The 23,544-nt window shown below is 59.3% G+C and carries 22 protein-coding genes; 15 read left to right on the top strand and 7 right to left on the bottom strand.

All coding sequences use genetic code 11. From position 1 onward, the window contains the following. Positions 1-28: 28 nt before the first annotated feature. Positions 29-1,273 (top strand): alanine--glyoxylate aminotransferase family protein, encoded by a 1,245-nt coding sequence (locus tag DXXMK7_RS16480; RefSeq protein ID WP_038920017.1) that lies wholly within the window; start codon positions 29-31, stop codon positions 1,271-1,273. After that, on the top strand, positions 1,270-2,535 hold the full coding sequence (gene hpxK / locus DXXMK7_RS16475) for an allantoate amidohydrolase (protein ID WP_038920016.1): 1,266 nt from the start codon (positions 1,270-1,272) through the stop codon (positions 2,533-2,535). The genes DXXMK7_RS16480 and hpxK overlap by 4 nt, the downstream gene beginning before the upstream one ends. 452 nt (positions 2,536-2,987) lie before the next feature. Here the strand turns inward: hpxK and DXXMK7_RS16470 are convergent, their stop codons facing one another. Together DXXMK7_RS16470 and DXXMK7_RS16465 are read right to left on the bottom strand one after the other, a co-directional pair. After that, entirely contained in the window at positions 2,988-3,755 is a 768-nt protein-coding gene (locus DXXMK7_RS16470) for an amidohydrolase (RefSeq protein ID WP_038920015.1), read from the bottom strand. Then, entirely contained in the window at positions 3,743-4,900 is a 1,158-nt protein-coding gene (locus DXXMK7_RS16465) for a pyridoxal phosphate-dependent aminotransferase (protein WP_038920014.1), read from the bottom strand. Before DXXMK7_RS16465 ends, DXXMK7_RS16470 begins: the two co-directional genes overlap by 13 nt. Positions 4,901-5,089: 189 nt before the next feature. On the opposite strand from DXXMK7_RS16465, the gene DXXMK7_RS16460 reads away from it, so the two are divergent. Genes DXXMK7_RS16460 through DXXMK7_RS16450 form a run of 3 tightly spaced genes read left to right on the top strand, consistent with a single transcriptional unit; the run spans position 5,090 to position 6,950 of the window. Continuing rightward, on the top strand, positions 5,090-5,704 hold the full coding sequence (locus tag DXXMK7_RS16460; RefSeq protein WP_038920013.1) for a methylthioribulose 1-phosphate dehydratase: 615 nt from the start codon (positions 5,090-5,092) through the stop codon (positions 5,702-5,704). Further along, a complete protein-coding gene (gene mtnC / locus DXXMK7_RS16455; RefSeq protein WP_038920012.1) occupies positions 5,701-6,393 on the top strand; it encodes an acireductone synthase in 693 nt (230 codons plus the stop codon). The genes DXXMK7_RS16460 and mtnC overlap by 4 nt, the downstream gene beginning before the upstream one ends. Before the next feature lie 14 nt (positions 6,394-6,407). Beyond that, positions 6,408-6,950 carry an acireductone dioxygenase gene (locus DXXMK7_RS16450; RefSeq protein WP_038920011.1) on the top strand — a complete coding sequence of 181 codons (543 nt, stop codon included), beginning with the start codon at positions 6,408-6,410 and terminating at the stop codon, positions 6,948-6,950. Positions 6,951-7,011: 61 nt separating this feature from the next. Here DXXMK7_RS16450 and mtnA read toward each other — a convergent pair whose 3' ends face one another. Then, entirely contained in the window at positions 7,012-8,043 is a 1,032-nt protein-coding gene (gene mtnA / locus DXXMK7_RS16445; protein ID WP_038920010.1) for an S-methyl-5-thioribose-1-phosphate isomerase, read from the bottom strand. Positions 8,044-8,189: 146 nt separating this feature from the next. On the opposite strand from mtnA, the gene mtnK reads away from it, so the two are divergent. Continuing rightward, positions 8,190-9,392, top strand: coding sequence for an S-methyl-5-thioribose kinase (mtnK, locus tag DXXMK7_RS16440; protein WP_038920009.1), 1,203 nt, complete (start codon positions 8,190-8,192; stop codon positions 9,390-9,392). 63 nt (positions 9,393-9,455) lie between these two features. Here mtnK and fadE read toward each other — a convergent pair whose 3' ends face one another. After that, positions 9,456-11,900, bottom strand: a complete 2,445-nt coding sequence (fadE, locus tag DXXMK7_RS16435) for an acyl-CoA dehydrogenase FadE (RefSeq protein WP_038920008.1) — start codon at positions 11,898-11,900, stop codon at positions 9,456-9,458. A gap of 345 nt (positions 11,901-12,245) precedes the next feature. Between fadE and lpcA the strand changes: the two genes are divergently transcribed. Further along, the gene (gene lpcA, locus DXXMK7_RS16430) at positions 12,246-12,827 is read left to right on the top strand and encodes a D-sedoheptulose 7-phosphate isomerase (protein ID WP_022634611.1); all 582 of its coding nucleotides are present in this window, start codon (positions 12,246-12,248) and stop codon (positions 12,825-12,827) included. Positions 12,828-12,888: 61 nt separating this feature from the next. Further along, positions 12,889-13,656: a class II glutamine amidotransferase gene (locus DXXMK7_RS16425; protein ID WP_038666330.1), complete on the top strand. Its 768-nt coding sequence runs from the start codon at positions 12,889-12,891 to the stop codon at positions 13,654-13,656. Here DXXMK7_RS16425 and dpaA read toward each other — a convergent pair. After that, a complete protein-coding gene (gene dpaA, locus DXXMK7_RS16420) occupies positions 13,627-14,352 on the bottom strand; it encodes a peptidoglycan meso-diaminopimelic acid protein amidase (protein ID WP_038920007.1) in 726 nt (241 codons plus the stop codon). The two genes, DXXMK7_RS16425 and dpaA, sit on opposite strands and share 30 nt — an antisense overlap. A gap of 389 nt (positions 14,353-14,741) precedes the next feature. Between dpaA and dinB the strand changes: the two genes are divergently transcribed. Further along, positions 14,742-15,800, top strand: coding sequence for a DNA polymerase IV (gene dinB / locus DXXMK7_RS16415; protein WP_038920006.1), 1,059 nt, complete (start codon positions 14,742-14,744; stop codon positions 15,798-15,800). A 66-nt stretch (positions 15,801-15,866) separates the two neighbouring features. Here the strand turns inward: dinB and pepD are convergent, their stop codons facing one another. Further along, positions 15,867-17,327: a beta-Ala-His dipeptidase gene (gene pepD / locus DXXMK7_RS16410; protein WP_038920005.1), complete on the bottom strand. Its 1,461-nt coding sequence runs from the start codon at positions 17,325-17,327 to the stop codon at positions 15,867-15,869. A 238-nt stretch (positions 17,328-17,565) separates the two neighbouring features. Continuing rightward, the gene (locus DXXMK7_RS16405; RefSeq protein ID WP_038920004.1) at positions 17,566-17,766 is read right to left on the bottom strand and encodes a hypothetical protein; all 201 of its coding nucleotides are present in this window, start codon (positions 17,764-17,766) and stop codon (positions 17,566-17,568) included. A 243-nt stretch (positions 17,767-18,009) separates the two neighbouring features. Between DXXMK7_RS16405 and gpt the strand changes: the two genes are divergently transcribed. The 6 genes from gpt to proB all read left to right on the top strand — a co-directional run bounded on the left by gpt (position 18,010) and on the right by proB (position 23,536). Further along, positions 18,010-18,468, top strand: a complete 459-nt coding sequence (gene gpt, locus DXXMK7_RS16400; protein WP_038920003.1) for a xanthine phosphoribosyltransferase — start codon at positions 18,010-18,012, stop codon at positions 18,466-18,468. 157 nt (positions 18,469-18,625) lie between these two features. Then, positions 18,626-19,876 (top strand): esterase FrsA, encoded by a 1,251-nt coding sequence (gene frsA / locus DXXMK7_RS16395; RefSeq protein ID WP_038920002.1) that lies wholly within the window; start codon positions 18,626-18,628, stop codon positions 19,874-19,876. A 101-nt stretch (positions 19,877-19,977) separates the two neighbouring features. Beyond that, the gene (locus DXXMK7_RS16390; protein ID WP_038920001.1) at positions 19,978-20,517 is read left to right on the top strand and encodes a YfiR family protein; all 540 of its coding nucleotides are present in this window, start codon (positions 19,978-19,980) and stop codon (positions 20,515-20,517) included. Between the two features lie 4 nt (positions 20,518-20,521). Further along, entirely contained in the window at positions 20,522-21,790 is a 1,269-nt protein-coding gene (locus DXXMK7_RS16385) for a diguanylate cyclase domain-containing protein (protein WP_038919999.1), read from the top strand. A gap of 156 nt (positions 21,791-21,946) precedes the next feature. Beyond that, complete coding sequence (crl, locus tag DXXMK7_RS16380) at positions 21,947-22,306, top strand: sigma factor-binding protein Crl (protein ID WP_038666354.1); 360 nt, start codon at positions 21,947-21,949, stop codon at positions 22,304-22,306. A gap of 126 nt (positions 22,307-22,432) precedes the next feature. Beyond that, positions 22,433-23,536 (top strand): glutamate 5-kinase, encoded by a 1,104-nt coding sequence (gene proB / locus DXXMK7_RS16375; RefSeq protein WP_038919997.1) that lies wholly within the window; start codon positions 22,433-22,435, stop codon positions 23,534-23,536. Positions 23,537-23,544 lie beyond the last annotated feature (8 nt).

Raw genomic sequence — 23,544 nt, 5'->3', positions numbered from 1 at the left:
GTTATCAAGGACATCAGGAGTTCATCACATGCATAACGACCTGTTTGCGCAGATCAATCCGCCCCATCGCCTGCTGATGGGGCCCGGCCCGATCAATGCCGACCCGCGCGTACTGCGCGCGATGGCCAGCCAACTGGTCGGGCAGTATGACCCGGCGATGACCGAGTACATGAATCAGGTGATGGCGTTGTATCGCCAGCTGTTCCGCACCGACAACCGCTGGACCATGCTGGTGGACGGTACATCCCGCGCCGGTATCGAGGCGATTCTGGTCTCGGCGATCCGCCCCGGCGATCGCGTATTGGTGCCGGTGTTCGGCCGCTTCGGCCATCTGCTGTGCGAGATTGCCCGCCGCTGCCGCGCCGATGTGCACACCATCGAAGCGCCGTGGGGCGAGGTGTTCACGCCGGACCAGATCGAAGACGCCATTAAACGGGTGAAACCGCGTCTGCTGCTTACCGTGCAGGGCGATACCTCCACCACCATGTTGCAGCCGCTGGCGGAGCTGGGCGCTATCTGCCGTCGTCATGACGTGCTGTTTTACACCGATGCCACCGCGTCGTTCGGCGGTAATCCGCTGGAAACCGACGCCTGGGGGCTGGATGCGGTCTCCGCCGGGTTGCAGAAATGCCTGGGCGGGCCGTCCGGCAGTTCGCCGGTGACCCTCAGCCCGCGTATGGAGGCGGTGATTCGTCAGCGCAAATGCGTGGAGCAGGGCATCCGCACCGTCGATCATCAGGACGGCGACGACGAAATGATTTATTCCAACTACTTCGACCTCGGCATGATCATGGATTACTGGGGGCCGGAGCGGCTGAACCACCATACCGAGGCCACCAGCATGCTGTTCGCCGCCCGCGAATGCGCCCGCGTTATTCTGGAAGAGGGGCTGGACGCCAGTATCGCACGCCACCAGTTGCACGGTAATGCGCTGCTGGCCGGCATCGAAGGCATGGGGTTGCAGCCGTACGGCGATATCGCCAACAAGATGAACAACGTGCTGGGCGTGGTGATCCCGCAGGGGATCCACGGCGAGCAGGTGCGCAAGCTGCTGCTGGAGGATTTCGCCATTGAGATCGGTACCTCGTTCGGGCCGTTGCAGGGCAAGATCTGGCGCATCGGCACCATGGGCTACAACGCCCGCAAAGACTGCGTGATGCAGACGCTGACCGCGCTGGAAGCGGTATTGAACCACCTTGGCTTCCGTTCCGCGCAGGGCGCGGCGTTGCAGGCCGCCTGGGATGTGTACGCCGCCGCACGGGCGCCGGCATGAGCGAGGTGCTGATGGAAAGCGTAATGACGGACCTCGACGCGCAGACGGCTGCCCGCCGGGTGATGGCGCGCTGCGATCGGCTGGCGGCCATCAGTGAAACCGCCGGCCAGCTTACCCGGGTTTATCTGTCTCCCCAGCATCTGCAGGCCAACCAGCAGGCGGGCGAGTGGATGCGGGAAGCGGGCATGCGCGTGTGGCAGGACAGCGTCGGCAATATTTGCGGCCGCTATGAAGGCAGTGCGCCGGGCGCGCCGGCGCTGTTGCTGGGATCGCACCTCGACACCGTACGCAACGCCGGCCGTTACGACGGTATGCTGGGGGTGCTGGCGGCGATTGAAACCGTGTCATTTCTGAATCAGCGTGGCGTTCGTTTGCCGGTGGCGCTGGAGGTGATCGGTTTTGGCGACGAGGAAGGCACCCGCTTTGACGTTACGCTGCTCGGCAGTCGCGGACTGACCGGCACCTGGCCCGACGGCTGGCTGTCGCGCCCGGACGCCAACGGCATTACCGTCGCGCAGGCGCTGGCGCAGGCCGGGCTGGATCCGGACGCCATCGCACAGGCGGCCCGTCCGGTAGCGGATATTCTGGCCTATCTGGAGTTGCACATCGAGCAGGGGCCGTGTCTGGAACAGGCCGGGCTGGCGCTGGGCGTGGTGACGGCGATCAACGGCGCGCGGCGGCTGAACTGCACCTTTATCGGTCATGCCGGCCATGCCGGTACGGTGCCGATGTCGCAGCGGCAGGACGCGCTGGCGGCAGCGGCGGCGTGGATGACCCAGGCCGAGCAGGTGACGCGCGACAGCGATCCCTATCTGGTGGCGACCTTCGGCACCTTGCAGTGCCTGCCGGGCGCCGCCAACGTGATTCCCGGTGAAGTCAGGCTGACGCTGGATATCCGCGGCCCGGACGACAAACCGCTGGATGCGTTGTTGCAACGGTTGCTGACGCTGGCGCACGACATCGCCATGCAGCGCGGCTGCGCTTTCAGCGCCGAAGAGTATTACCGCATCGCCGCTACTCGTTGCGACGACGATCTGCAACAGCGGCTGTCCGCTGCGGTGACGCAGGTGCAGGGCGATAATTTGCATCTGCCGAGCGGCGCCGGCCATGACGCCATCGCCATCGCCGAATGCTGGCCGGTAGGGATGCTGTTTATGCGTTGCAAGGGCGGTGTCAGCCACCATCCTGACGAGTCGGTGCTGACGGACGATGTAGCGCTGGCGGTGCAGGCGCTGCTGCTGACGGTGTTGGGATACCGATAATGAGGCTGTTGACAAACAGCTATATTGTCTTGTGAATGGTGAAGTTTGTTGGGGCAGGGAATAATTTCGTGCGGGATAAACGGTGTAATTTCTTTGCTGCTTCATTGCACGCACGACAAGGAGAGGTGCAAGCGCCACCTCTCCTTGACCACTGGCTGGTGGCTAAACTGCGGCGCTACGCGCTACCTTCGGCGTTCGACTTCGCGGTTCGGGCCGCCCGTGACGTGATTACTCGCCCCATCCCTGGGGCTCGCCCTACGGGCCAGCGTAAACGCTGTTCAAAAACGCTCCCGACGTTTTTGTCCAACACGGCACGGGCTTTCGCGACGTCCTGTCGCTCACCCGGCGAAGCCGCCCACCTCAGCGCAGTTTTTGACGCCGGAAAGATGCTTTGTCCTGTATTTAATGCGTTTGTTAGCAGTCTGAATCCAAAGCGCTCTTGACTCTTGATATCACACACTGAACTTATCGGCGTCGCGCCAGGCGGGGAAGGCTTCACGGTAGCTTTGCAGCGTTTCCAGCGACAGTTCGGCGTCAAGACGCGCGGGTTGATGTTCCGGCGCGGAAGCCAGAATCGCGCCCTGTGCGTCGATAATCAGGCTGTCGCCCTGATAGCTGTGGCCGTTGCCGTCGATGCCGACGCGGTTGCAGCCTGCCACATAAGCCTGATTTTCAATCGCCCGCGCCGCCAGCAGCGTTTTCCAGTGCAGCGCGCGCGGCGCCGGCCAGTTGGCGACGTACAACGCCAGATCGTAATCCTGACGGTTGCGGGACCACACCGGGAAACGCAGGTCGTAGCAGATCAGCGGCAGAATACGCCAGCCGCGCCACTCCACGATTTCCCGCGTCTGGCCGGACTGGTAATACTCGTGCTCGCCCGCCATGCGGAACAGGTGGCGCTTGTCGTACTGGTACACCCGACCCTGCGGGTCGGCCAACAGAAAGCGGTTGACCGCGCCTTTGCCGGTTTGCACCGCCACGCTGCCGCCCACCAGCGCATTGCTGCGCTGCGCCCACTGTTTCAGCCAGGCTTCCACCACCGACTGTTCCAGACTGTTTTTGGCCGCTTCCATCGCGAAACCGGTGGTGAACATTTCCGGCAGCACGATCAGATCGCGGTCGGTAATCTCGCCTAACAGACCGTCGAAATGGCTAAGGTTGGCGGGGCCGTCCATCCAGACCAGCGGTTGTTGTAACAGGGTGACCTTTAAAGTTGACATAAGCGCTCCGCGGCAGCATCCAGGGTTGATTCCTGTTTGGCAAAGCATAACCGAATCAGCGTATGAGGGAAGGGGGCTGCGCAGAAAACGGACAGCGGAATCGCCGCCACGCCGACGTGCTCGGTCAGCCAGCGGCAGAAACTGACGTCATCCTGGCTGGAAATGGCGCGGTAGTCCGCCAGCAGGAAGTAGGTGCCTTCGCAGGGCAGAATATCCAGCCGGCTGGCGGCCAGCGCGTTAACGAACCGGTCGCGTTTGGCGCGATAGAAGTCGGGCAGTTCGCGCCAGTGCTGCGGCTGGTGTTGCAGCATATCGGCAATCGCCAACTGCGCCGGCGTATTGACGGAAAACGTCAGGTACTGATGAACCTTGCGCACCTCGGCGCTGAGCGCCGCCGGCGCAACGCAATAACCCACTTTCCAGCCGGTCATGTGGTAGGTTTTGCCGAAGGAGGACACGGCAATCGCCCGCTGGCGCAGTTCCGGATGCGCCAGTACGCTGGCGTGCCCGTCGGCGGCGAAACAAATGTGCTCGTACACTTCATCGCTCAGCACATAGATGTGGCGACTGGCGATGGCCTGCCAGAGCTGGCGGAAATCCTCCTGCTGCCAGACGGTGGCGGATGGATTGTGCGGCGTGTTGACGATCACCAGCCGGGTGCGATCGCTCAGCAAAGCGCCGAAAGCGGCCCAGTCGACGCGAAACGCCGGCGGCTGCAGGGCGATCCGCTTCAGTACGCCGCCGGCCAGTTGCACCGCCGGGACGTAACTGTCGTAGCTGGGATCGAAGCAGACAACTTCGTCGCCGGGCCGCACCAGCGCGCTGATGGCGGCGAACAACGCCTCGGTGGCGCCGGCGGTGACCGTGACCTCGCTATCGGCGTCCGGCTGCCAGCCATACAGCGTCGCGGTCTTTTCCGCAATCGCCTGGCGCAGCGGCGCTACGCCGGTCATCGGCGCGTACTGATTGGCGCCCTGACTGACGTGATAAGCCAGACGCTGTTTCAGGTAGTCCGGGCCGTCAAAATCCGGGAAGCCTTGCGACAGGTTGATCGCCCGATGCTGCTGCGCCAACGCGCTCATCTGGGTAAAAATGGTGGTGCCGAGGGAAGGGAGTTTACTGTCGGGGATCAGTGCGGCGCTCATGGCTGAAAAGGACTCCTGCAAGCCTGTATTGCTGCCACTATATACAGGATGCTAGTATTTGGCAATCAAGACGCTTGGACGTTTAAACGGCTAAATTCCATAATTCTCTAAGCCATAACCAAAAATGATAAGCAGACTAATTAATTGGTTTGACAATTGCATGACAGCTTCACCTGTACAGGATGATTTATGAGTGATACTTCACAACTGGCCGCGCTGGTGGCGGCCTGCCACTGGATCGGCGAGAAAGGCTGGTGTCCGGCGACGGGCGGCAACATGTCCGTTCGCCTTGATGAACGGCAGTGTCTGATTACCGAATCCGGCAAGGATAAAGGCAGCCTGCGCGAAGACGATTTTCTGCTGGTCGATATCGCCACTAATCATGTGCCGAGCGGCCGTACGCCATCGGCGGAGACCGGGCTGCATACGCTGCTCTATCGCTTATTTCCGGCAACAGGCGCGGTGTTGCATACCCATTCGGTCAACGCCACGGTATTGTCGCGGGTGGAAAAAAGCGACGCGCTGGTGCTGCAAGGGTATGAAATGCAGAAATCGCTGAGCGGTCAGCGTACCCATCTGGATCAGGTGGCGATCCCGATTTTCGACAACGAGCAGGATATTCCGGCGTTGGCGGAGCGGGTGGCGGCCCGTCATGAGGCGGCGCCGCTGCGCTACGGTTTTCTGGTGCGCGGGCACGGCCTTTATTGCTGGGGCAATGACGTTAAAGAGGCTCGTCGTCATCTGGAAGGGCTGGAATTCCTGTTCCAGTGCGAACTGCAACGACGTTTACTGGAGGCTAAATGATCAAAGCGATTGTCACCGATATTGAAGGCACCACCAGCGATATTCGCTTTGTCCACAACGTGCTGTTCCCGTACGCCCGTGCAAGGCTGGCCGATGCGGTGGCGCAGGCGGACCGTGACCCGGAGATTACGGGCGCGCTGACGGTGCTGCGTCAGGAGCTGGGGCAGCCGGACGCTTCGCCCGCGCAACTGCTGGCCGCACTCAACCAGTTTATGGATGAAGATCGTAAATCGCCGGCGCTGAAGTTGTTACAGGGCATCATCTGGCGCAGCGGCTACCGTAACGGCGATTTTCGCGGCCATGTTTATGACGACGTAGCGCCGCAACTGCGCGGCTGGCGCGAGCAGGGCATCGCGCTGTATGTCTACTCGTCCGGTTCGGTGGAAGCACAGCATCTGTTGTTTGGTCACAGCGACGCCGGCGATTTGCGGCCGCTGTTCAGCGACTATTTCGACACCCGCGTCGGCGCCAAGCGCGAGACGGCGTCGTACCAGAACATCGCTCGCGCTATCGGGTTGCCCGCCGGTGCGTTGCTGTTCCTGTCCGATATTCGTCAGGAACTGGACGCCGCCGAACAGGCGGGCTGGCATACCTGCCAGTTGATCCGTGACGACGCGGATACCGACAGCCGTCATCGTCAGGTAAACCGTTTTGATCAGATCGATCTGAATGCCTATCAGGCCAACTAACAGGAGAACCCGTCATGAGTGCTTTAACCATTTTCAGCGATACGGATGCCCGTGAGCCGGTCTGGCAAAGCCGCGATGCGGAGGCGATCAAACAGCAACTGAGCGCCATCAATGTGCGTTTTGAACGCTGGCAGGCGGATCGTGAACTGAGCGCCAGTCCCGCCGCCGAAGAGGTGCTGTCCGCCTATCAGCATGAGATTGACAAACTGGTGGCGGAAAAAGGTTACCAGAGCTGGGATGTAATCAGCATGCGTGCCGACAACCCGCAGAAAGCGGCGCTGCGCACCAAGTTTCTGTCGGAACACACCCACGGCGAAGATGAAGTGCGTTTCTTTGTCGAAGGCGCCGGGCTGTTTTGCCTGCACGTAGACGGCCGGATTTTCCAGATCCTGTGCGAAAAGAATGACCTGCTGTCGGTGCCCGCCGGTATTCCGCACTGGTTCGACATGGGATCCGAGCCGCATTTCACCGCCATTCGCCTGTTCGACAATCCGGATGGTTGGATTGCCCACTTCACCGGCGATGCCATCGCCGATGCCTATCCGAAACTGGCGTAACCCCGCATTAAGCCGTGTCTGCCTGTGCCAGACACGGCTTTTGGTTCCTATTCCTTTACTCTCATCCAGCCAGCGAGCGCTGAAAAACGCCGTTGCGTACGTGTTCCGGGGTGATCACGCCGCAATCCAGAACCCAGCCGCTGATAAGCGCTGCCGGCGTGACGTCGAACGCCGGGTTGTAAACCGGCGCGTTATGCGGCGCCCACTGACACTGACCAAAACTGCCGGACACGCCGGTGACTTCGCTGGCGACGCGCTGCTCGATCGGAATGGCATTGCCGTCCGGGCAGTGCGGATCATGGGTGGTATGCGGCGCGGCGACGTAAAACGGAATACCGTGGTAGTGCGCCAGCACCGCCAGGCTGTAAGTGCCGATCTTGTTGGCGACGTCGCCGTTGGCGGCGATGCGATCCGCACCGACCCAGATGGCGTCGACCCGGCCCTGCGCCATCAGCGAGGCGGCCATCGAGTCGCAGATCAGATGATACGGAATCCCCAGTTCGCCCAGCTCCCAGGCGGTCAGGCGGCCGCCCTGCAGCAGCGGACGGGTTTCATCCACCCAGACGTTTTCCACCTTGCCCTGCTGGTGAGCGCGCAGTATGACGCCAATCGCGGTGCCGACGCCCGCCGTCGCCAGCCCACCGGTGTTGCAGTGGGTCAACAGGCGACTACCCGGTTTCACCAGCGCGGCGCCGTTGTTGGCAATACGCTCGCACAGCGCTTTATCTTCCTCAATCAGCCGCAGCGCTTCCTGCGTCATGGCGCTGATGAAATCATCGGCGGCCAGCGCCTGCTTCATGCGATCCAGGTTGTTCATCAGGTTGACGGCGGTCGGGCGGGAAGCGCGCAACGTATCCAGCGCCTGCGCCAGCTGCGGCCGCGGCAGACCCTGCTCCGCCAGCAGCGCCAGCAGCAGGCTGGCTGACAGCCCGATCAGCGGCGCGCCGCGTACCCGCAGGGTGCGGATATGGTCGACCAACGCATCGGTATCCGGGCAAGGGCACCAGATTTTTTCCTGCGGCAACGCCTGTTGATCAAGGATCCAGAGCTGATTATCAACGACGTTGAGGCTGGTGGTGTTAACGGTCTGCATGGGTGGTTAAATCCGTGTTGCGTTATTGCATCAGGATTCTTATTCTGCCAATATGCGATACAGAAGTATAGACGTCCAAACGCTTTTATGTCTAAAAGTAGGGCGCGCATAACAGCAAACACAAACGCACATCAATGAGGTGGGTCATGTCGCTTTACCGTACTTTTAACGCGGACGATGCCGTGCAGTACGCCCGTCAGTATGGCGGGGTTACCGATCCGCAGTCGTTGGTTACCGCCGATGAAATCGGCGACGGTAACCTGAATCTGGTGTTCAAGATTCGTGATACGCAGGGCGTTAGCCGGGTGATCGTCAAGCAGGCGTTGCCGTATGTCCGGTGCGTCGGCGAATCCTGGCCGCTGACGCTGGATCGCGCCCGCATCGAAGCGGAAACGCTGCTGGCGCACGCGCAGTATTGCCCGCCGCACACGGTAACGGTGCTGCATCATGATCCGGAACTGGCGGTGATGGTGCAGGAAGATCTGTCTGACCATGAAATCTGGCGGCGTGAACTGGTGAAAGGGCGTGACTATCCGCAGGCGGCGGCGCAACTGGGGGAATACCTGGCGCAAGCGCTATTCCACCACACGGATTTCTACCAGTCGCCCCATGATAAGAAGGCGGCGGTGAGTCGTTTTACCAACCCGGAACTGTGCCAGATCACCGAAGATCTGTTTTTCACCGATCCCTACATCGATCATGAACGCAACCAGTTTGACCCGGCGCTACTGCCTGATGTGCTGGCGTTACGCGATGATCAGCCGCTGAAATGCGCCGTCGCCGCGCTCAAGCATGCCTTTCTGAGCAAAGCGGAAACGCTGCTGCACGGCGATATTCACAGCGGCTCGATTTTCGTGGCGGAAAACCGCCTGAAAGTGATCGACGCCGAGTTCGGTTTCTACGGCCCGATTGGGTTTGATATCGGTACGGCGCTGGGCAACCTGCTGCTGAACTACTGCGGGCTGCCGGGATTGCTGCCGCCGCGCGAGGCTAGCGCCGCACGCGAACGGCGTCTGGAGGATATCGTGACGCTGTGGCAGACCTTCGCCAGCCGTTTTGCGGCATTAGGCCGCGAGAAGAGCCGGGATCCGGCGCTGGCGGTGGAAGGCTACGTTGAGCGATTCCTGCAGCAGGTGTGGCAGGATACGGTGGGGTATTGCGGCACCGAACTGATTCGTCGCACCATCGGGCTGGCGCATGTCGCTGACCTCGATACCATTGCCGATGACGCCGCCCGTCAATCCTGCCAGCGTCATGCCATTCAGCTTGGCAAGACGCTGATTCTGGCCGCCGCGCACATCGACGGCCCGGAGGCTTTACTGGCACGAGTGCGTCAAAGCGGCGCCTGATTCGGATAGCGCATAGCAGAAAAATGGCGCCTCTGTGCAGACAGGAAAGGCGCCGTTATTGTTTCAGGCGGCCGTATCGGCAGGCAGTCGTCGCTCTGCCGCCGCCTTGTGCGCGCTCAGCGCGTCCGGTGCGAAGTCGTCAACGTTGATGGAACGCAGCCGACTGGCTTCCGCCTGCATCAATACGCTGGCTTCTTCCGGCGTAATCACCCCTTCCGCCAGCCCATGTTCCGCCAGTTTATCCAGTTGCATGAAAGGCAACGGGTAACCAGCCGACTGCGACAGCCGTTGATGGATCGGCTCGGCAGCCAGAATATCCTGCAACGATTGCTCCAACTGCGCGGCCGGGTGGTGAGCCCCTGCTTTCAGGTACAGACCGCGCCCCAGTCGGCTGCGGGTCGCCGACGGCGCCTGCAACAGCCGCGCCAGTTGATGGTCCAACTGGTCGGTGGGTGCCGGGCTGGTACGGCCCAGCGGGAAGATGACCGCCCGCAGCAGCCCGGCTACCAGCCGGTTGGGGAAATTACGCAGTAGCTCGGTCATCGCCTGTTCCGCCTGATGCAGACAATCCTGCACGCCCCAGTGCACCAGCGGCAGATCGGCCTGCTGACGGCCTTCCTCGTCGTAGCGTTTTAGCGTGGCGGACGCCAGATACAGTTGACTCAGTACGTCGCCCAGCCGGGCGGAAAGGCGCTCGCGGCGTTTCAGGCTGCCGCCCAGCACACTCATCGACACATCCGCCAGCAGCGCCAGATTGGCGCTCAGCCGGTTCAGACGCTGATAGTAACGGCGGGTGGCGTCGCTGACCGGCGCGCGGCTGGTGCGCCCGTTGGTCAAACCCAGCCACAGGCTGCGCATGATATTGCCGCCGATATGTCCCAGGTGGCCGAACAGCGCCCGGTCAAAGGCTTTCAGGTCGTTGTCCTGCGCCGCGCCCATCTCTTTCAGCACGTATGGATGGCAGCGGATGGCGCCTTGTCCGAAGATGATCATGCTGCGGGTCAGGATATTGGCGCCTTCGACGGTGATGGCGATCGGCGCGCCCTGATAGTGACGGGCGACAAAGTTGGACGGACCAAGGCAGATGCCTTTGCCGCCGGTGACGTCCATCGCGTCGATGATGCCGCGCTGACCTCGATGGGTGCAGTGATATTTGACGATGGCGGACAGCACCGACGGCCGTGCGCCTTGCATGATGCCGCTGGTGATAAGCGTAGCGGCGGCGTCCATCACGTAAGCGTTGCCGGCCATGCGGGCCAGCGGCTCTTCAATGCCTTCCATTTTGCCGATCGGCAGTTTGAACTGGCGGCGGATGCGGGCGTAAGCGCCGGTCGCCAGCGCCACGCTTTTCAGACCGCCGGTGGCGTTGGACGGCAAGGTGATACCGCGACCGACCGACAGACATTCCATCAGCATACGCCAGCCCTGGCCCGCCATCTGCGGCCCGCCGATGATGTAGTCCAGCGGAACAAAAATGTTTTCGCCCTGCGTCGGGCCGTTCTGGAACGGGATATTAATCGGAAAGTGACGGCGGCCGATTTTCACGCCTTCGGTACGGGTGGGGATCAGCGCGCAGGTGATGCCGATGTCGTCGCGGTCGCCCAGCAAATGGTCTGGGTCGTACAAACGGAACGCCAGACCCAACACGGTGGCGACGGGAGCCAGCGTAATGTAGCGTTTGTTCCAGGTTAGCCGCATCCCCAGCATCTGCTGGCCTTGCCACTGGCCGTAGCACACCACCCCCAAATCAGGGATGGCGCTGGCGTCGGACCCGGCTTCCGGGCTGGTCAACGCGAAACAGGGGATTTCGTCGCCGCGCGCCAGCCGCGGCAGGTAGTGATCCTTCTGTTCGTCGGTGCCGTAGTGCTGCAGCAGCTCTCCGGGGCCGAGCGAGTTGGGCACCCCGACGGTGATCGCCAGAATGCTGGATACCCCGGCCAGTTTTTGCAGCACCATCGCCTGGGCGTAAGCGGAAAACTCCAGTCCGCCGTACTCTTTTTTGATGATCAGCGCGAAGAAACGATGCTGTTTCAGGAACTCCCACAGCACCGGCGGCAGGTCGGCGCGTTCGTGGGTGATTTCAAAGTCATTCGCCAGACGGCAAGCTTCTTCCACCGGCCCGTCCAGAAACGCCTGTTCTTCCGGCGTCAACGCCGGGCGGGGATAGGCGTGCAGGGTATGCCAGTCGGGCGCGCCGCGAAACAGTTCGCCTTCCCACCAGGTGGTGCCGGCGTCAATGGCTTCTTTTTCCGTTTTGGACATGGGCGGCATCACGCGCCGGAACGCCGTCAGCGCCGGTGCGGAGAGAAACCGTTGCCGCAGCGGCGTCGCCAGCAGCGGCAAGAGCAACAAGCCCAGCGGAATCAGCAGCCAGGCCGACCACAGATTCAGCGCCGCCATAGCGACGACCCAAAGTACAATCAACGCACTGCTCAGCCACAGCGACAGCCGGTGGTAGAACAGGGCGCCGATAAGCATCAAAACGATCAGGACACTGACTGCAACCATGGTTTTATTCTCCAGTCCGTATAATCAGTTCACGCTTGGTGGTCTGACCTGTTGGTATAATGTGGTTTTAGTTCAGTGAAATGTTTTTATCAATTCTTTTACAACGCAATTACAACTTGACTCACAAAGTCACATCCGAACGACACCGCTGACGCGCGATGCCGCCGTTTGGCAATTGTCTGCTTCTCGTGGTTTGGGCGATCCGCTACACTGCACGGCAGCACAGGTTATGTCCCTTCATGCCGGGTATCGCCGGCGCAGCCTGACTACATTGCGCTGCCGCGGCTCGTGCATCATCAAGGGGCACAGCCTAAATATCATGATGTCATTGAATGAGAGGATTCCATGTACCAGGACTTAATCCGTAATGAGCTGAAAGAGGCGGCGTCCACGCTGAACACATTTTTAAGTGATGATGCCAATATTCAGGCGATTCAGGATGCGGCCGTTTTGCTGGCGGATGCCTTTAAGGCGGGTGGAAAGGTGATCTCCTGCGGCAACGGCGGCTCTCACTGTGATGCCATGCATTTCGCGGAAGAACTGACCGGCCGTTATCGCGAAAACCGCCCCGGTTATCCGGCTATCGCCATTTCCGACCCGAGCCACCTGTCCTGCGTCAGCAACGATTTCGGCTATGACTTCGTGTTCTCCCGCTATGTGGAATCGCTGGGGCGTGAAGGGGACGTACTGCTCGGCATCTCCACCTCCGGCAATTCCGGCAACATCATCAAAGCGATCAGCGCCGCACGCGCCAAGCGTATGAAAGTGATTACGCTGACCGGTAAAGACGGCGGCAAGATGGCGGGCACCGCGGATGTGGAAATTCGCGTGCCGCACTTTGGTTACGCCGACCGCATTCAGGAAGTGCACATCAAGGCGATCCATATTCTGATTCAATTGATTGAAAAGGAAATGGCCGGCAACTGATCGCCGGTCATCGCACACAGCAGCTACAAGGATCAGACGCCGTTAATTAAAGGAATCGGACATGTGTGAACTGCTTGGGATGAGCGCCAACGTCCCAACGGATATCTGTTTCAGTTTTACCGGCCTGATGCAGCGGGGCGGCCGTACCGGGCCGCACCGCGATGGTTGGGGAATTACCTTCTACGAAGGCAACGGCTGCCGTACCTTCAAAGACCCGCTGCCCAGCTTCAACTCGCCGATTGCCGAACTGGTGCAGAACTATCCCATCAAGTCCTGCGCGGTGGTGTCTCACATCCGCCAGGCTAACCGCGGCGCGGTGGCGCTGGAAAACACCCACCCGTTTACCCGCGAGCTATGGGGCCGAAACTGGACCTTTGCCCATAACGGCCAGCTCAAAGGGTATCGCCGTCTGAAAACCGGCCATTTTCGTCCGGTCGGAGAAACCGACAGCGAATACGCCTTTTGCTGGCTGCTGTATCAGCTGTCGCTGCGTTATCCACGCACGCCGTCCAACTGGCCGGCGGTATTCCGTTACATCGCCACGCTGGCGGATCAACTGCGTAAAAAAGGCGTGTTCAATATGCTGCTGTCGGATGGGCAGTTCGTGATGGGGTTCAGTTCGACCAAATTGCACTGGATCACCCGGCGGGCGCCGTTTGGCAAGGCGACCTTGCTGGATGATGATGTGGAAATCGACTTCCAGCAGCAGACCACACCCAACGATGTGGTCACGGTGCTGGCGACTCAGCCGTTGACCGGCAACGAAACCTGGCACCCGATTGCGCCAGGCGAGTTCGTGTTATTTTGTTTTGGCGAGCGTGTAATTTGACTCAGGCTGACCGACGGGCGCGGACTGGTTAACCACGTACTGCCCGTTGAGCACCGACACCGCCGGCGGCTGGTGGGTCCGGTTGAAGTAGGCGTAACCCGGCTGCAGCTGACTCCAGAATTTGTAGTAGCTGGAGCGGCTGTGGCGCTTCATGTTCTGCTCGTTCATGCGGAACGGGTAAATCGCCAGCTCCACTTTCTGCTGCCCGTTGCGCAGCGCTTTCTCCACGTAAGTGTAAATCTCTTCGATATATTTGTTGGTCATGGCATAGCAGCCGATAGACACGCACTCGCCGTGGATCATCAGGTAACGGCCGGAATAGCCGTGCGCGCGATCGTACTCGTTCGGGAAGCCGACGTTGATGGCGCGATAATAATGGCTGTCGGGTTTCAGTTGCTTCAGATCAACCTGATAAAACCCTTCCGGACTTTTAAAATCGCCCTCGGTCATTTTGGGGCCGAGGCCGCCGGAATATTTACAGATCGGGTAACTCTGCACCAGCTTGTACTCGTCGCCTGTTCTGGTGTAAAGCTCCAGTACCCGTTCTTCCTTGAAGATCTGAATATAAACCGGTGATCCTGCCACCTGCTGTTTCATTTCTGTCGTCGCCGGCGACACCTGATTGGCGTAACTGTTGCTGATGGCGACGGAAGGCAAAATAAACAACATCGCAAGCGAAAGCGCGACTTTGTGCATTGTTAATCCTGATTATTGGAGCTGTTATTTTATACCCGTCATACTTCAAGTTGCCGGTGCGTTGTCCAACACGCGAGCGTATTGTCCGGTAAATCGAATAATCTTGGGTATATCTGATACGGTGTGTGGCGGTGCCGCCCCGCATCTCTTATCTGTCAGGCTTTGTCCTGCCATTAGGCTATGCCCCATAGCGAGGGATAGCCTGATGTCAAGTCGCGCAACCACATTATCACCGTATCCGTTTTATTCAGGAAGGAAAAAAGAATAAAAAATCGGACTATTCCGGCCAATAGCGCCCGCCGCTCATCTGATGCAGTGGAACCTTTTAAGCGAAGGTGTTGCCTGTTGTAATATTGATCTGTATATTTATACAGTGATTTGGAGGGGCGATGCGCAAGATCATTCATGTCGATATGGATTGCTTTTACGCCGCGATAGAGATGCGGGATAATCCGCGCCTGCGTGATATTCCGCTGGCGATCGGCGGCAGCGCCGATCGGCGCGGCGTGATCTGCACCGCCAACTACCCGGCCCGCCGTTATGGCGTACGCAGCGCTATGGCGACCGCCACCGCGTTGCGGCTTTGCCCTCATCTGACGCTATTGCCCGGTCGAATGGAAGTTTACAAAGCCGCCTCCTACCAGATTCGGGAGATCTTTTCCCGTTACACCTCGCTGATTGAGCCGCTTTCGCTGGATGAAGCTTATCTCGATGTGACCGACAGCCTGCATTGCGGCGGTTCCGCCACCCTGATGGCGCAGGAAATCCGTCAGACGATTTCCGACGAACTGCACCTGACCGCTTCGGCCGGCGTCGCGCCAATCAAGTTTCTCGCCAAAGTCGCCTCCGAACAGAACAAACCCAACGGGCAGTATGTGATTTCACCGGCGCAAATGGAGGCATTCCTGCTGGCGCTGCCGCTGGAAAAAATCCCCGGCGTCGGCAAAGTGACCGCCAAACGGCTGGCGGAGTGCGGGCTGCTCACCTGCGCCGATGTTCGCCGCTATGCGCTGACCGAACTGCTGCGGGAATTCGGTAAATTCGGTCGGGTGCTGTGGGAACGCTGCCACGGTATTGACGAGCGTCAGGTGTCGCCGGATCGTCTGCGTAAGTCGGTCGGCGTTGAGAAAACGCTGGCGCAGGATATTCACGACTGGACCGCCTGCGAAGCGTTGATTGAGCGATTGTATGACGAGCTGGAACTACGCCTGCGGCGTGTTCGCCCGGACCTGCATATTGCCCGACAAGGGGTAAAGCTGAAATTCGACGATTTTCGCCAGACGACGCAGGAACATGTCTGGCCGGTGCTGAATAAACCGGATTTGCTAAGGCTGGCGCGGGAGAGTTGGGAACAGCGGCGTGAAGCGCGGGGCGTGCGGCTAGTGGGGTTGCATGTTTCGTTGATCGACCCGCAACTTGAACGGCAACTGGTATTCCAGTGGGATTGACGCCCTGCGGCGAGGGCATCGGTATTTGGCGGTGATGCCCGACGGATCGGGCATCACCGGCGCGGGTTACGCGCGTTCCGGAATGGCTTTCAGCAGTGCGGTCAGCAGTTTCCAGTACTGGCCGACGCTGGCGATGTGAACCTGTTCATCCGGCGAGTGCGGACCGGTGATGGTCGGCCCAATGGAAACCATATCCATGTCTGGATACGGTTTCTTGAACAGACCACACTCCAGCCCGGCGTGGATCACCATGATGTTAGGCGTTTTGTCGAACAGCTTCTGGTAGGTTTCACGCACCAGATGCATCACCGGCGACTGGGCATCCGGCTGCCAGCCGGGGTAACCGCCTTTGGCCTGGGTGTCGGCGCCCGCCAGTTGACCCAGTGAAGTGAGCACGCTCACTACGTAGTCTTTGCCGCTGTCGACCAGCGAACGAATCAGGCAGTGAATTTCCGCCTGCGTGTCGGTCATGCCGACCACGCCGACGTTCAGCGACGTTTCCACCACGCCTTTCACGTCGTCGCTCATGCGGATCACGCCGTTCGGCGTGCTGTTCAGCAGGGCGATGAAACGATCTCGGCTGGCGGTGGTCAGCGCTGCCGCCGTGCCGTCTGTGGCTTCCAGCAGCAGGGTGATGTTCTTTTCAACCGCCGCGAGTTCGTGCTTCAGCACGGCCAGGTAGGTTTGCGCCGCGGCTTTCAGCGCGTCCGCTTTGTCGGCTGATACCGCCAGAGTGACGGCGCCTTCGCGCGGAATGGCGTTGCGCAGCGTGCCGCCGTGCAGGTCGATGACCCGCAGGTCCAGTTCTGCGGCATGCTGGGCCAGAAAGCGCGCCAGCAGTTTGTTGACGTTGCCCAGCCCCAGGTGGATGTCGCAGCCGGAGTGGCCGCCTTTCAGCCCTTTGATGACCAGTCTCAGCGTCTGATAACCGGCCGGAACCGCTTCGCGTTGCAGCGGCAGACGGGTCAGGAAATCAATACCGCCGGCGCAACCCATGTAAATTTCGCCTTCCTCTTCGGAATCGGTATTGATCAGAATGTCGCCCCGCAGCCAGTTGGGTTGCAAGCCGAATGCGCCGTCCATGCCGGCTTCTTCCGTCATGGTCAGCAGCACTTCCAGCGGCCCGTGCTCCACGCTGTCGTCAGACAGCACTGCCAGCGCCGAGGCCATGCCGATGCCGTTGTCAGCGCCCAGCGTAGTGCCGCGGGCCTTGATCCATTCGCCATCGATGTAAGGTTGGATTGGGTCTGTGGTGAAGTCGTGTACTGTGTCGTTGTTTTTTTGCGGCACCATGTCCAGATGCGCCTGAATCACCACCGGTTTGCGGTTTTCCATGCCGGGCGTCGCCGGTTTGCGCAGCAGAATATTGCCCACCTGATCGCGCTCCGTATGAAGGCCTCGCTCCTGCGCCCAGGACAGAATGTAAGCGGCCAGCGCTTCTTCATGATAGGACGGGTGCGGAATAGAACAGATTTTGGCAAAAATGTCCCACAGCGGCTGTGGGGAGAGTTGAGACAAGGCTGACACTATTTAACCTCTCCAGTTAAGCATCCACGCGACGGATGGCGTGCGATGCCGAAAAACCGTTATTGATCGCCTGAAAACGCAGGCACGCTAAGACAGAATAACACTTTCCCACGATCGGGGAGAATGTCCGCGGCATAAGGATTATGAATAGTAAGAGAGGATAAACGATGAACGAACGTAAAGGATCAGGGAGAGGGAAGACGGGGAAGAGAACGCGCGCTCTTCCCATCATTCGGCCTTAATCGTAGTCGTTGCGACGGCGTGCGCTGGAGGGCTGCTCGTCCCGGCGAATCTCGACGGGGATCAGGGCGGGCTGGCGCCGCATTAACAGACGCAAGCTGATGCTCAGCTCAAAACAAAACAGTATCATCAACGCGAGGCCGGATACGGGGATGAACACGTCCAGTTGTGCAAGGAGGAAGCTGTCGAAAATAGTCATGAGTGTTCTCCTGGCTGTGGTTATTCAATCTGTTTTTAACGTATCGGCAACATCTAGTCTAATAACTTTTTTACATTATAGCGGCTTGATTGATTACGCAGCGTTACCATTTGATTAGCGTATGGCGCACATATTGTATAAATACTGGTTTTTGTCCGATCAGCTATCTATAATCTCGCGCAACCTTATTTTCCCCTTCCGACTCTGATTAAGCCGACTTCACCGTTGGCTGGGATATGTTTTATGAGTGAAAAGTACATCGTCACCTGGGATATGTTGCAAATCCACGCCCGTAAACTGGCTCAGCGTTTGCTGCCGGCCGAACAGTGGAAAGGCATTATTGCCGTGAGCCGTGGTGGTCTGGTGCCGGGGGCCCTGCTGGCCCGCGAGCTGGGTATCCGCAATGTGGATACCGTGTGCATCTCCAGCTACGATCATGACAACCAGCGCGAGCTGAAAGTGCTGAAACGGGCTGAAGGCGATGGCGAAGGCTACATCGTGATCGATGACCTGGTAGATACCGGCGGCACCGCCAAAGCTATCCGCGACATGTATCCGAAAGCTCACTTTATCACCATCTTCGCCAAACCGGCCGGCAAACCGCTGGTAGATGACTACGAAGTGGATATCCCGCAGGATACCTGGATTGAACAGCCGTGGGACATGGGCGTGGTGTTTGTACCGCCTCTGGCCGGCCGTTAATCCCGCCACATCGCTTTTTACGCGCCCGGTTATGCCGGGCGTGTTTGTTTCTGTGACCGGGATTGGCGCGCCGTATTTGTTTTTCACCGCTGCGGTTCGGTACACTTTTCCCTCATACCATTATCTTTCTTGTTTTGATTCGTCCACGGAGGCTGCTGTGATTAAGGCCAACCTGTCCGAAACGTTGTTTAAACCGTCGGTAAAACATCAGGAAACTTCTACGCTGATCCAACGTTCGCGCAATGCGGCCGGCGTGGCTGCCATGCAGTCGGCGCTGGAGGGGGAAAACACCCGCAACTGGTATCGGATGATCAACCGGTTGTTATGGATTTGGCGCGGCGTGCATCCGTGGGAGATTGAAGAAGTATTGGCGCGGATTGCCGCCAGCGAAGCGGAACGCAGCGACGATCAATTACTGGATACGGTCATTGGCTACCGGGGCGGCAACTGGATATACGAATGGGTATCGCAAGGCATGCGCTGGCAACAGCAGGCTGGGCAGTATCCGCAAGGCGAGCAGGCCGGGCAGTGCTGGCTGAACGCCGCTAACCTGTACAGTATCGCCGCCTATCCTCATCTCAAAGGCGACGAACTGGCGGAACAGGCTCAGGCACTGGCCAATCGCGCTTATGAAGAAGCCGCCAGTCACTTGTCTTACGAACTGAAAACCCTGACCCTGCCGGTGGAAGGCGGGGGACAGGTGACGGCGTTTCTGCATCTGCCGGCTCAGGGGCAGGCGCCGTTCCCGACCGTATTGATGTGCGGCAGTCTGGATACGCTGCAATGCGATTATCATCGCTTGTTTCAGGACTATCTGGCCCCGGCGGGGTTCGCGATGCTGACGGTGGATATGCCGTCGGTGGGATTGTCTTCGCGCTGGAAACTGGATCAGGATTCCAGCTTTCTGCATCAGCAGGTGCTGCGGGCTTTACCGGATGTGCCGTGGGTTGATCACACCCGCGTCGGCGCTTTCGGTTTCCGTTTCGGCGCCAATATCGCGGTGCGGCTGGCTTATCTGGAGGCAAACCGGTTGCGGGCGGTCGCCTGTCTGGGGCCGATCGTCCATCATCTGCTCTCGGACGCCCGGCGCCAGCAGCAGGTGCCGGACATGTTTATGGATGTGCTGGCGAGCCGCCTCGGCATGACCTATTCCTCGGACGCCGCGTTGCTGGTGGAAGTAGGGCGCTATTCCCTGAAAACACAGGGATTGCTGGGGCGACGTTGCCCGACGCCGATGTTCTCCGGCTACTGGAAAGACGACCTGATCAGCCCTAAAGAGGAGTCGATGCTGATCGTCAATTCGTCGCTGCAGGGTAAATTACTATCGCTGAATTTTTCGCCGGTGTACCAGACGTTTCATCTGGCGCTGCAACAGATGACAGACTGGTTACGTCGCCAGTTGCGGTAGCCTTTGCATCGTGTGAAAAAATTATGCCGTGGCGTCTGGTTCGCCGCCGCGGTGTCAGCTACTGTATGGCAACTTCGTTTCAACGGACGACCAGAACTGACATGGTAGGAAAAGCGACATTATTTGCCGTGATGGTACTGGCATCCATGCTGATTTGCCCCTCGTTAAGGGCGCAGGCGCCGCATGATGACCTGACGCAGGTTTCGGATGTCGATGTGCGCCGCACGGTATCCGGTATCATCAGTTATTCCCACTGGCCGCGTCTGAACGGGCTTCCCACGCTGTGCGTGTTCTCTTCCGCGCATTTTTTGTCGGGGTTGACCATGCCGGCGGAGGCACAGGAAAAGCGGCTCTTTAACACGGTGACCGTCAAAGACACTCAGGAGCTGTTTGCTTCCGATTGTGACGCGGTGTACTTCGGTGAAGAAACGGTCTCTGAGCAGGTGGATATCGCCAGTTACGCCGTCGGCCATCCGCTGATGACCATTGCCGAGCAGTCGCCCGACTGCCATGAAGGCAGCGCGTTCTGCCTGGTGTTCGCCGGGAAGAGCGTCGGGTTCTCCATCAACATGGAGGCGCTGTCCCGTACTGGGGTCAGGGTGAATCCGGACGTGTTAATGCTGGCCCGGGTCCGGAACTGAACCGATGGCGATACCTGTACCGCACGCTTATCGACAGAAAACCTTCAGGCAGGCGCTGACCCGCATCAATACGCTGGGGGTGGTGATCGCCATGGTGTTTTCATGGCTGTTGATTACCGTCGCCTCCATGTTCTGTTTCAAGCAATATGCTGAGAAAAACCTGCAACTGCTGGGTTATACCCTGAGTCGCAACGTCGAAGCGGCGGTGGTGTTTCGCGATGTGACGGCGGCAAACGAAACCTTGAGCAGTTTGGGGCGGCAGGGACAGTTCAGCAGCGCGCTGCTGACGGATGCCAAAGGCAAGCCGCTGGCGCAATGGAGCGCAGGAGAAGCAGCAACGCCGGATTGGCTCAGTCATCTGACGTCAAAGTGGTTGTTTCCCGGTAGCGTGATACAGCCCATCACCCACCGCGGCCAGCGGATCGGGTATCTGGAAATCAGCGGCGCGGACACGCCCGCCAGAAATTTCGTGTTCTTCTCGTTGGGTTCGCTGACCTTATGCATGTTGCTGGCGTCGCTGCTCGCCATCGTGATTTCCCGCCGCCTGCACCGCGGGTTGATCCTGTCGCTGCATCATATTGCCGAAGTGGTGCATGATATCCGCGAAAATCGCCATTTTTCCCGCCGGGTGCCGACGGTCAAACTCGCCGAGCTGGATGGTTTTGGGCGTGACCTCAACAGCTTGCTGGATGAAGTTGAATGCTGGCAGCGCCAGATGCAGCACGAGAACGATTCGCTGCTCAGACATTCACTGCACGACTCGCTGACCGGGCTGGCGAATCGCACCGCTTTTCTCAGCGCGCTTGCCGGCGTGCTGCAGGATCCGCAATACCAAACCAACACTGCGCTGCTGTTTATGGATGGCTACCGTTTCAAGAAAATCAATGACACTTACGGTCATGGCGCGGGCGATCAGGTGCTGCTGGCGGTAGCCAACCGGCTGACGCACTGCGCGTGCAACCAGGATTTACCGGCCAGGTTGGCGGGCGACGAGTTCGCGTTGATTCTGGTGGGAGTACACGACATGCAGGATGCGCAGCAACGGGTGGAGGCGATCCGGCAGGTCATGCTTGAGCCGGTTATTCTGCCGGATGGGCAGGAAGTCGTGATGTCGCTCAGCATCGGCGTGGCGCAGGCGTTGCCGTCGATGACGCCGGAAATGCTGATCGAACTGGCTGACAAGGCGATGTATCAGGATAAACAGCGTCAGCGTCGTCATGATTTTGAACGCGTTTTACGCTACTTTGATGAAGACGCGACGGTGAATCAGTAGTGTTGCTTATCAATATGATGCACATTGGTGTGACACGGCTCGCGCCCTGAAACGTCGGATGCGAAAAAACTTGAACCCATGTTGGAAGTCCGGCAGGGTTGACCCATCTTCGATCGCTGTGAATGCTTGGAAGTCTTCTGATTTAAGGAGGGTGTCATGGCAGTGAAAAGCAGGCTTATGAAGCGCTTTGCTTCGTTGGGGCCTTATTTGCGTGAAGGTCAGTGCGAAGAAAACCGTTTTTTCTTTGATTGCCTGGCGGTTTGTGTCAATGTAAAACCTGCGCCGGAAAAGCGAGAGTTTTGGGGCTGGTGGCTTAATCTGGAGTGGCAGGAGCAAACCCTGTTCTATGCCTACCGCATCGGTCTGTTTGACAAGGCTGGCAACTGGCGCGAAGAAAACATCAAAGATACTGAGGTACATGAGAAAGTGCTGGCTACCCGTGAAGATTTCCACACCCGCCTGCAGGCGCTGGTAGAACAACTCGACCCACCTTTTTCCCTCTCCGCACGACCGTGATGCTGTCCGGCATCGCGCCGGAGCCTAGGGTTTTCGCGTTGTGCCGGTTGGCATAGCGCGTCTCTCCTGTTACAACGTTTTTTTCATCCTTAATTATTTATTGTTCAACGCAACGGCAGAAAAATTATGAGTGGCAGCCAGACCTTGGTTGTAAAACTGGGCACCAGCGTGCTGACCGGCGGTTCGCGCCGTCTCAACCGTGCCCATATTGTCGAACTGGTGCGCCAGTGCGCCCAGCAGCATGCCGCAGGGCATCGCATCGTGATTGTGACTTCCGGGGCGATTGCCGCCGGCCGCGAGCATCTGGGGTACCCGGAACTGCCACCGACCATCGCCACCAAGCAGTTGCTGGCCGCCGTAGGGCAGAGCCGGTTGATTCAACTGTGGGAACAGCTGTTTTCCATCTACGGCATTCACGTCGGTCAGATGCTGCTGACCCGTGCCGATCTGGAAGATCGCGAACGCTTCCTCAACGCCCGCGATACCATGCGCGCCTTGCTCGACAACCATATCGTACCGGTTATTAACGAGAATGATGCGGTTGCCACCGCTGAAATCAAAGTCGGCGACAACGATAACCTGTCGGCGCTGGCCGCTATGCTGGCGGATGCCGACAAACTGCTGCTGCTGACCGATCAGGCCGGGTTGTTCACCGCCGACCCGCGTTCCAATCCCGATGCGGAGCTGATTCGTGAAGTGCAGGGCGTGACCGACGAACTGCGCCAGATTGCCGGCGGCAGCGTGTCCGGCCTCGGTACGGGCGGGATGTCCACCAAACTGCAGGCGGCGGATGTCGCCTGTCGTTCCGGCATCGATGTGATCATCGCCGCCGGCAACCGGGTCGGCGTGATTGCCGATGTGATTAACGATGTATCGGTCGGTACCCGTTTTCACGCGCTGGAAACCCCGCTGGAAAGCCGTAAACGCTGGATTTTTGGCGCGCCGCCCGCCGGTGAAATCACCGTTGACGACGGCGCGCTGTCCGCCATGCTGGAACGCGGCAGTTCGTTGCTGCCGAAAGGCATCCGCGACGTGGCGGGCAATTTCTCCCGCGGCGAGGTGATTCGCATCCGCAGCCTGAACGGGCGTGACCTGGCACATGCCGTCACCCGTTATAACAGCGACGCGCTGCGTATGATCGCCGGGCATCACTCTCAGCAGATTGCGGAGATTCTGGGTTACGAATACGGCCCGGTGGCCGTCCACCGCGACGACATGATCATTATTTAAGGAGCAGG

Source organism: Dickeya sp. MK7 (assembly GCF_000406305.1).
In the GTDB taxonomy this organism is placed as follows: domain Bacteria; phylum Pseudomonadota; class Gammaproteobacteria; order Enterobacterales; family Enterobacteriaceae; genus Dickeya; species Dickeya fangzhongdai.
Note: the sequence above shows the minus strand (reverse complement) of the source record. Positions and strands in the feature narration are given on the sequence as shown.

What these genes read in the sequence shown, in the direction of transcription:
- lpcA (WP_022634611.1), top strand. Translation starts at nt 12,246, where the DNA reads ATGTACCAGGACTTAATCCGTAATGAGCTGAAAGAGGCGGCGTCCACG.
- dpaA (WP_038920007.1), bottom strand. Translation starts at nt 14,352, where the DNA reads ATGCACAAAGTCGCGCTTTCGCTTGCGATGTTGTTTATTTTGCCTTCC.
- DXXMK7_RS16470 (WP_038920015.1), bottom strand. Translation starts at nt 3,755, where the DNA reads ATGTCAACTTTAAAGGTCACCCTGTTACAACAACCGCTGGTCTGGATG.
- hpxK (WP_038920016.1), top strand. Translation starts at nt 1,270, where the DNA reads ATGAGCGAGGTGCTGATGGAAAGCGTAATGACGGACCTCGACGCGCAG.
- DXXMK7_RS16390 (WP_038920001.1), top strand. Translation starts at nt 19,978, where the DNA reads ATGGTAGGAAAAGCGACATTATTTGCCGTGATGGTACTGGCATCCATG.
- DXXMK7_RS16450 (WP_038920011.1), top strand. Translation starts at nt 6,408, where the DNA reads ATGAGTGCTTTAACCATTTTCAGCGATACGGATGCCCGTGAGCCGGTC.
- DXXMK7_RS16460 (WP_038920013.1), top strand. Translation starts at nt 5,090, where the DNA reads ATGAGTGATACTTCACAACTGGCCGCGCTGGTGGCGGCCTGCCACTGG.
- mtnC (WP_038920012.1), top strand. Translation starts at nt 5,701, where the DNA reads ATGATCAAAGCGATTGTCACCGATATTGAAGGCACCACCAGCGATATT.
- dinB (WP_038920006.1), top strand. Translation starts at nt 14,742, where the DNA reads ATGCGCAAGATCATTCATGTCGATATGGATTGCTTTTACGCCGCGATA.
- mtnK (WP_038920009.1), top strand. Translation starts at nt 8,190, where the DNA reads ATGTCGCTTTACCGTACTTTTAACGCGGACGATGCCGTGCAGTACGCC.
- gpt (WP_038920003.1), top strand. Translation starts at nt 18,010, where the DNA reads ATGAGTGAAAAGTACATCGTCACCTGGGATATGTTGCAAATCCACGCC.
- crl (WP_038666354.1), top strand. Translation starts at nt 21,947, where the DNA reads ATGGCAGTGAAAAGCAGGCTTATGAAGCGCTTTGCTTCGTTGGGGCCT.
- DXXMK7_RS16405 (WP_038920004.1), bottom strand. Translation starts at nt 17,766, where the DNA reads ATGACTATTTTCGACAGCTTCCTCCTTGCACAACTGGACGTGTTCATC.
- DXXMK7_RS16385 (WP_038919999.1), top strand. Translation starts at nt 20,522, where the DNA reads ATGGCGATACCTGTACCGCACGCTTATCGACAGAAAACCTTCAGGCAG.
- fadE (WP_038920008.1), bottom strand. Translation starts at nt 11,900, where the DNA reads ATGGTTGCAGTCAGTGTCCTGATCGTTTTGATGCTTATCGGCGCCCTG.
- DXXMK7_RS16465 (WP_038920014.1), bottom strand. Translation starts at nt 4,900, where the DNA reads ATGAGCGCCGCACTGATCCCCGACAGTAAACTCCCTTCCCTCGGCACC.
- DXXMK7_RS16425 (WP_038666330.1), top strand. Translation starts at nt 12,889, where the DNA reads ATGTGTGAACTGCTTGGGATGAGCGCCAACGTCCCAACGGATATCTGT.
- DXXMK7_RS16480 (WP_038920017.1), top strand. Translation starts at nt 29, where the DNA reads ATGCATAACGACCTGTTTGCGCAGATCAATCCGCCCCATCGCCTGCTG.
- proB (WP_038919997.1), top strand. Translation starts at nt 22,433, where the DNA reads ATGAGTGGCAGCCAGACCTTGGTTGTAAAACTGGGCACCAGCGTGCTG.
- mtnA (WP_038920010.1), bottom strand. Translation starts at nt 8,043, where the DNA reads ATGCAGACCGTTAACACCACCAGCCTCAACGTCGTTGATAATCAGCTC.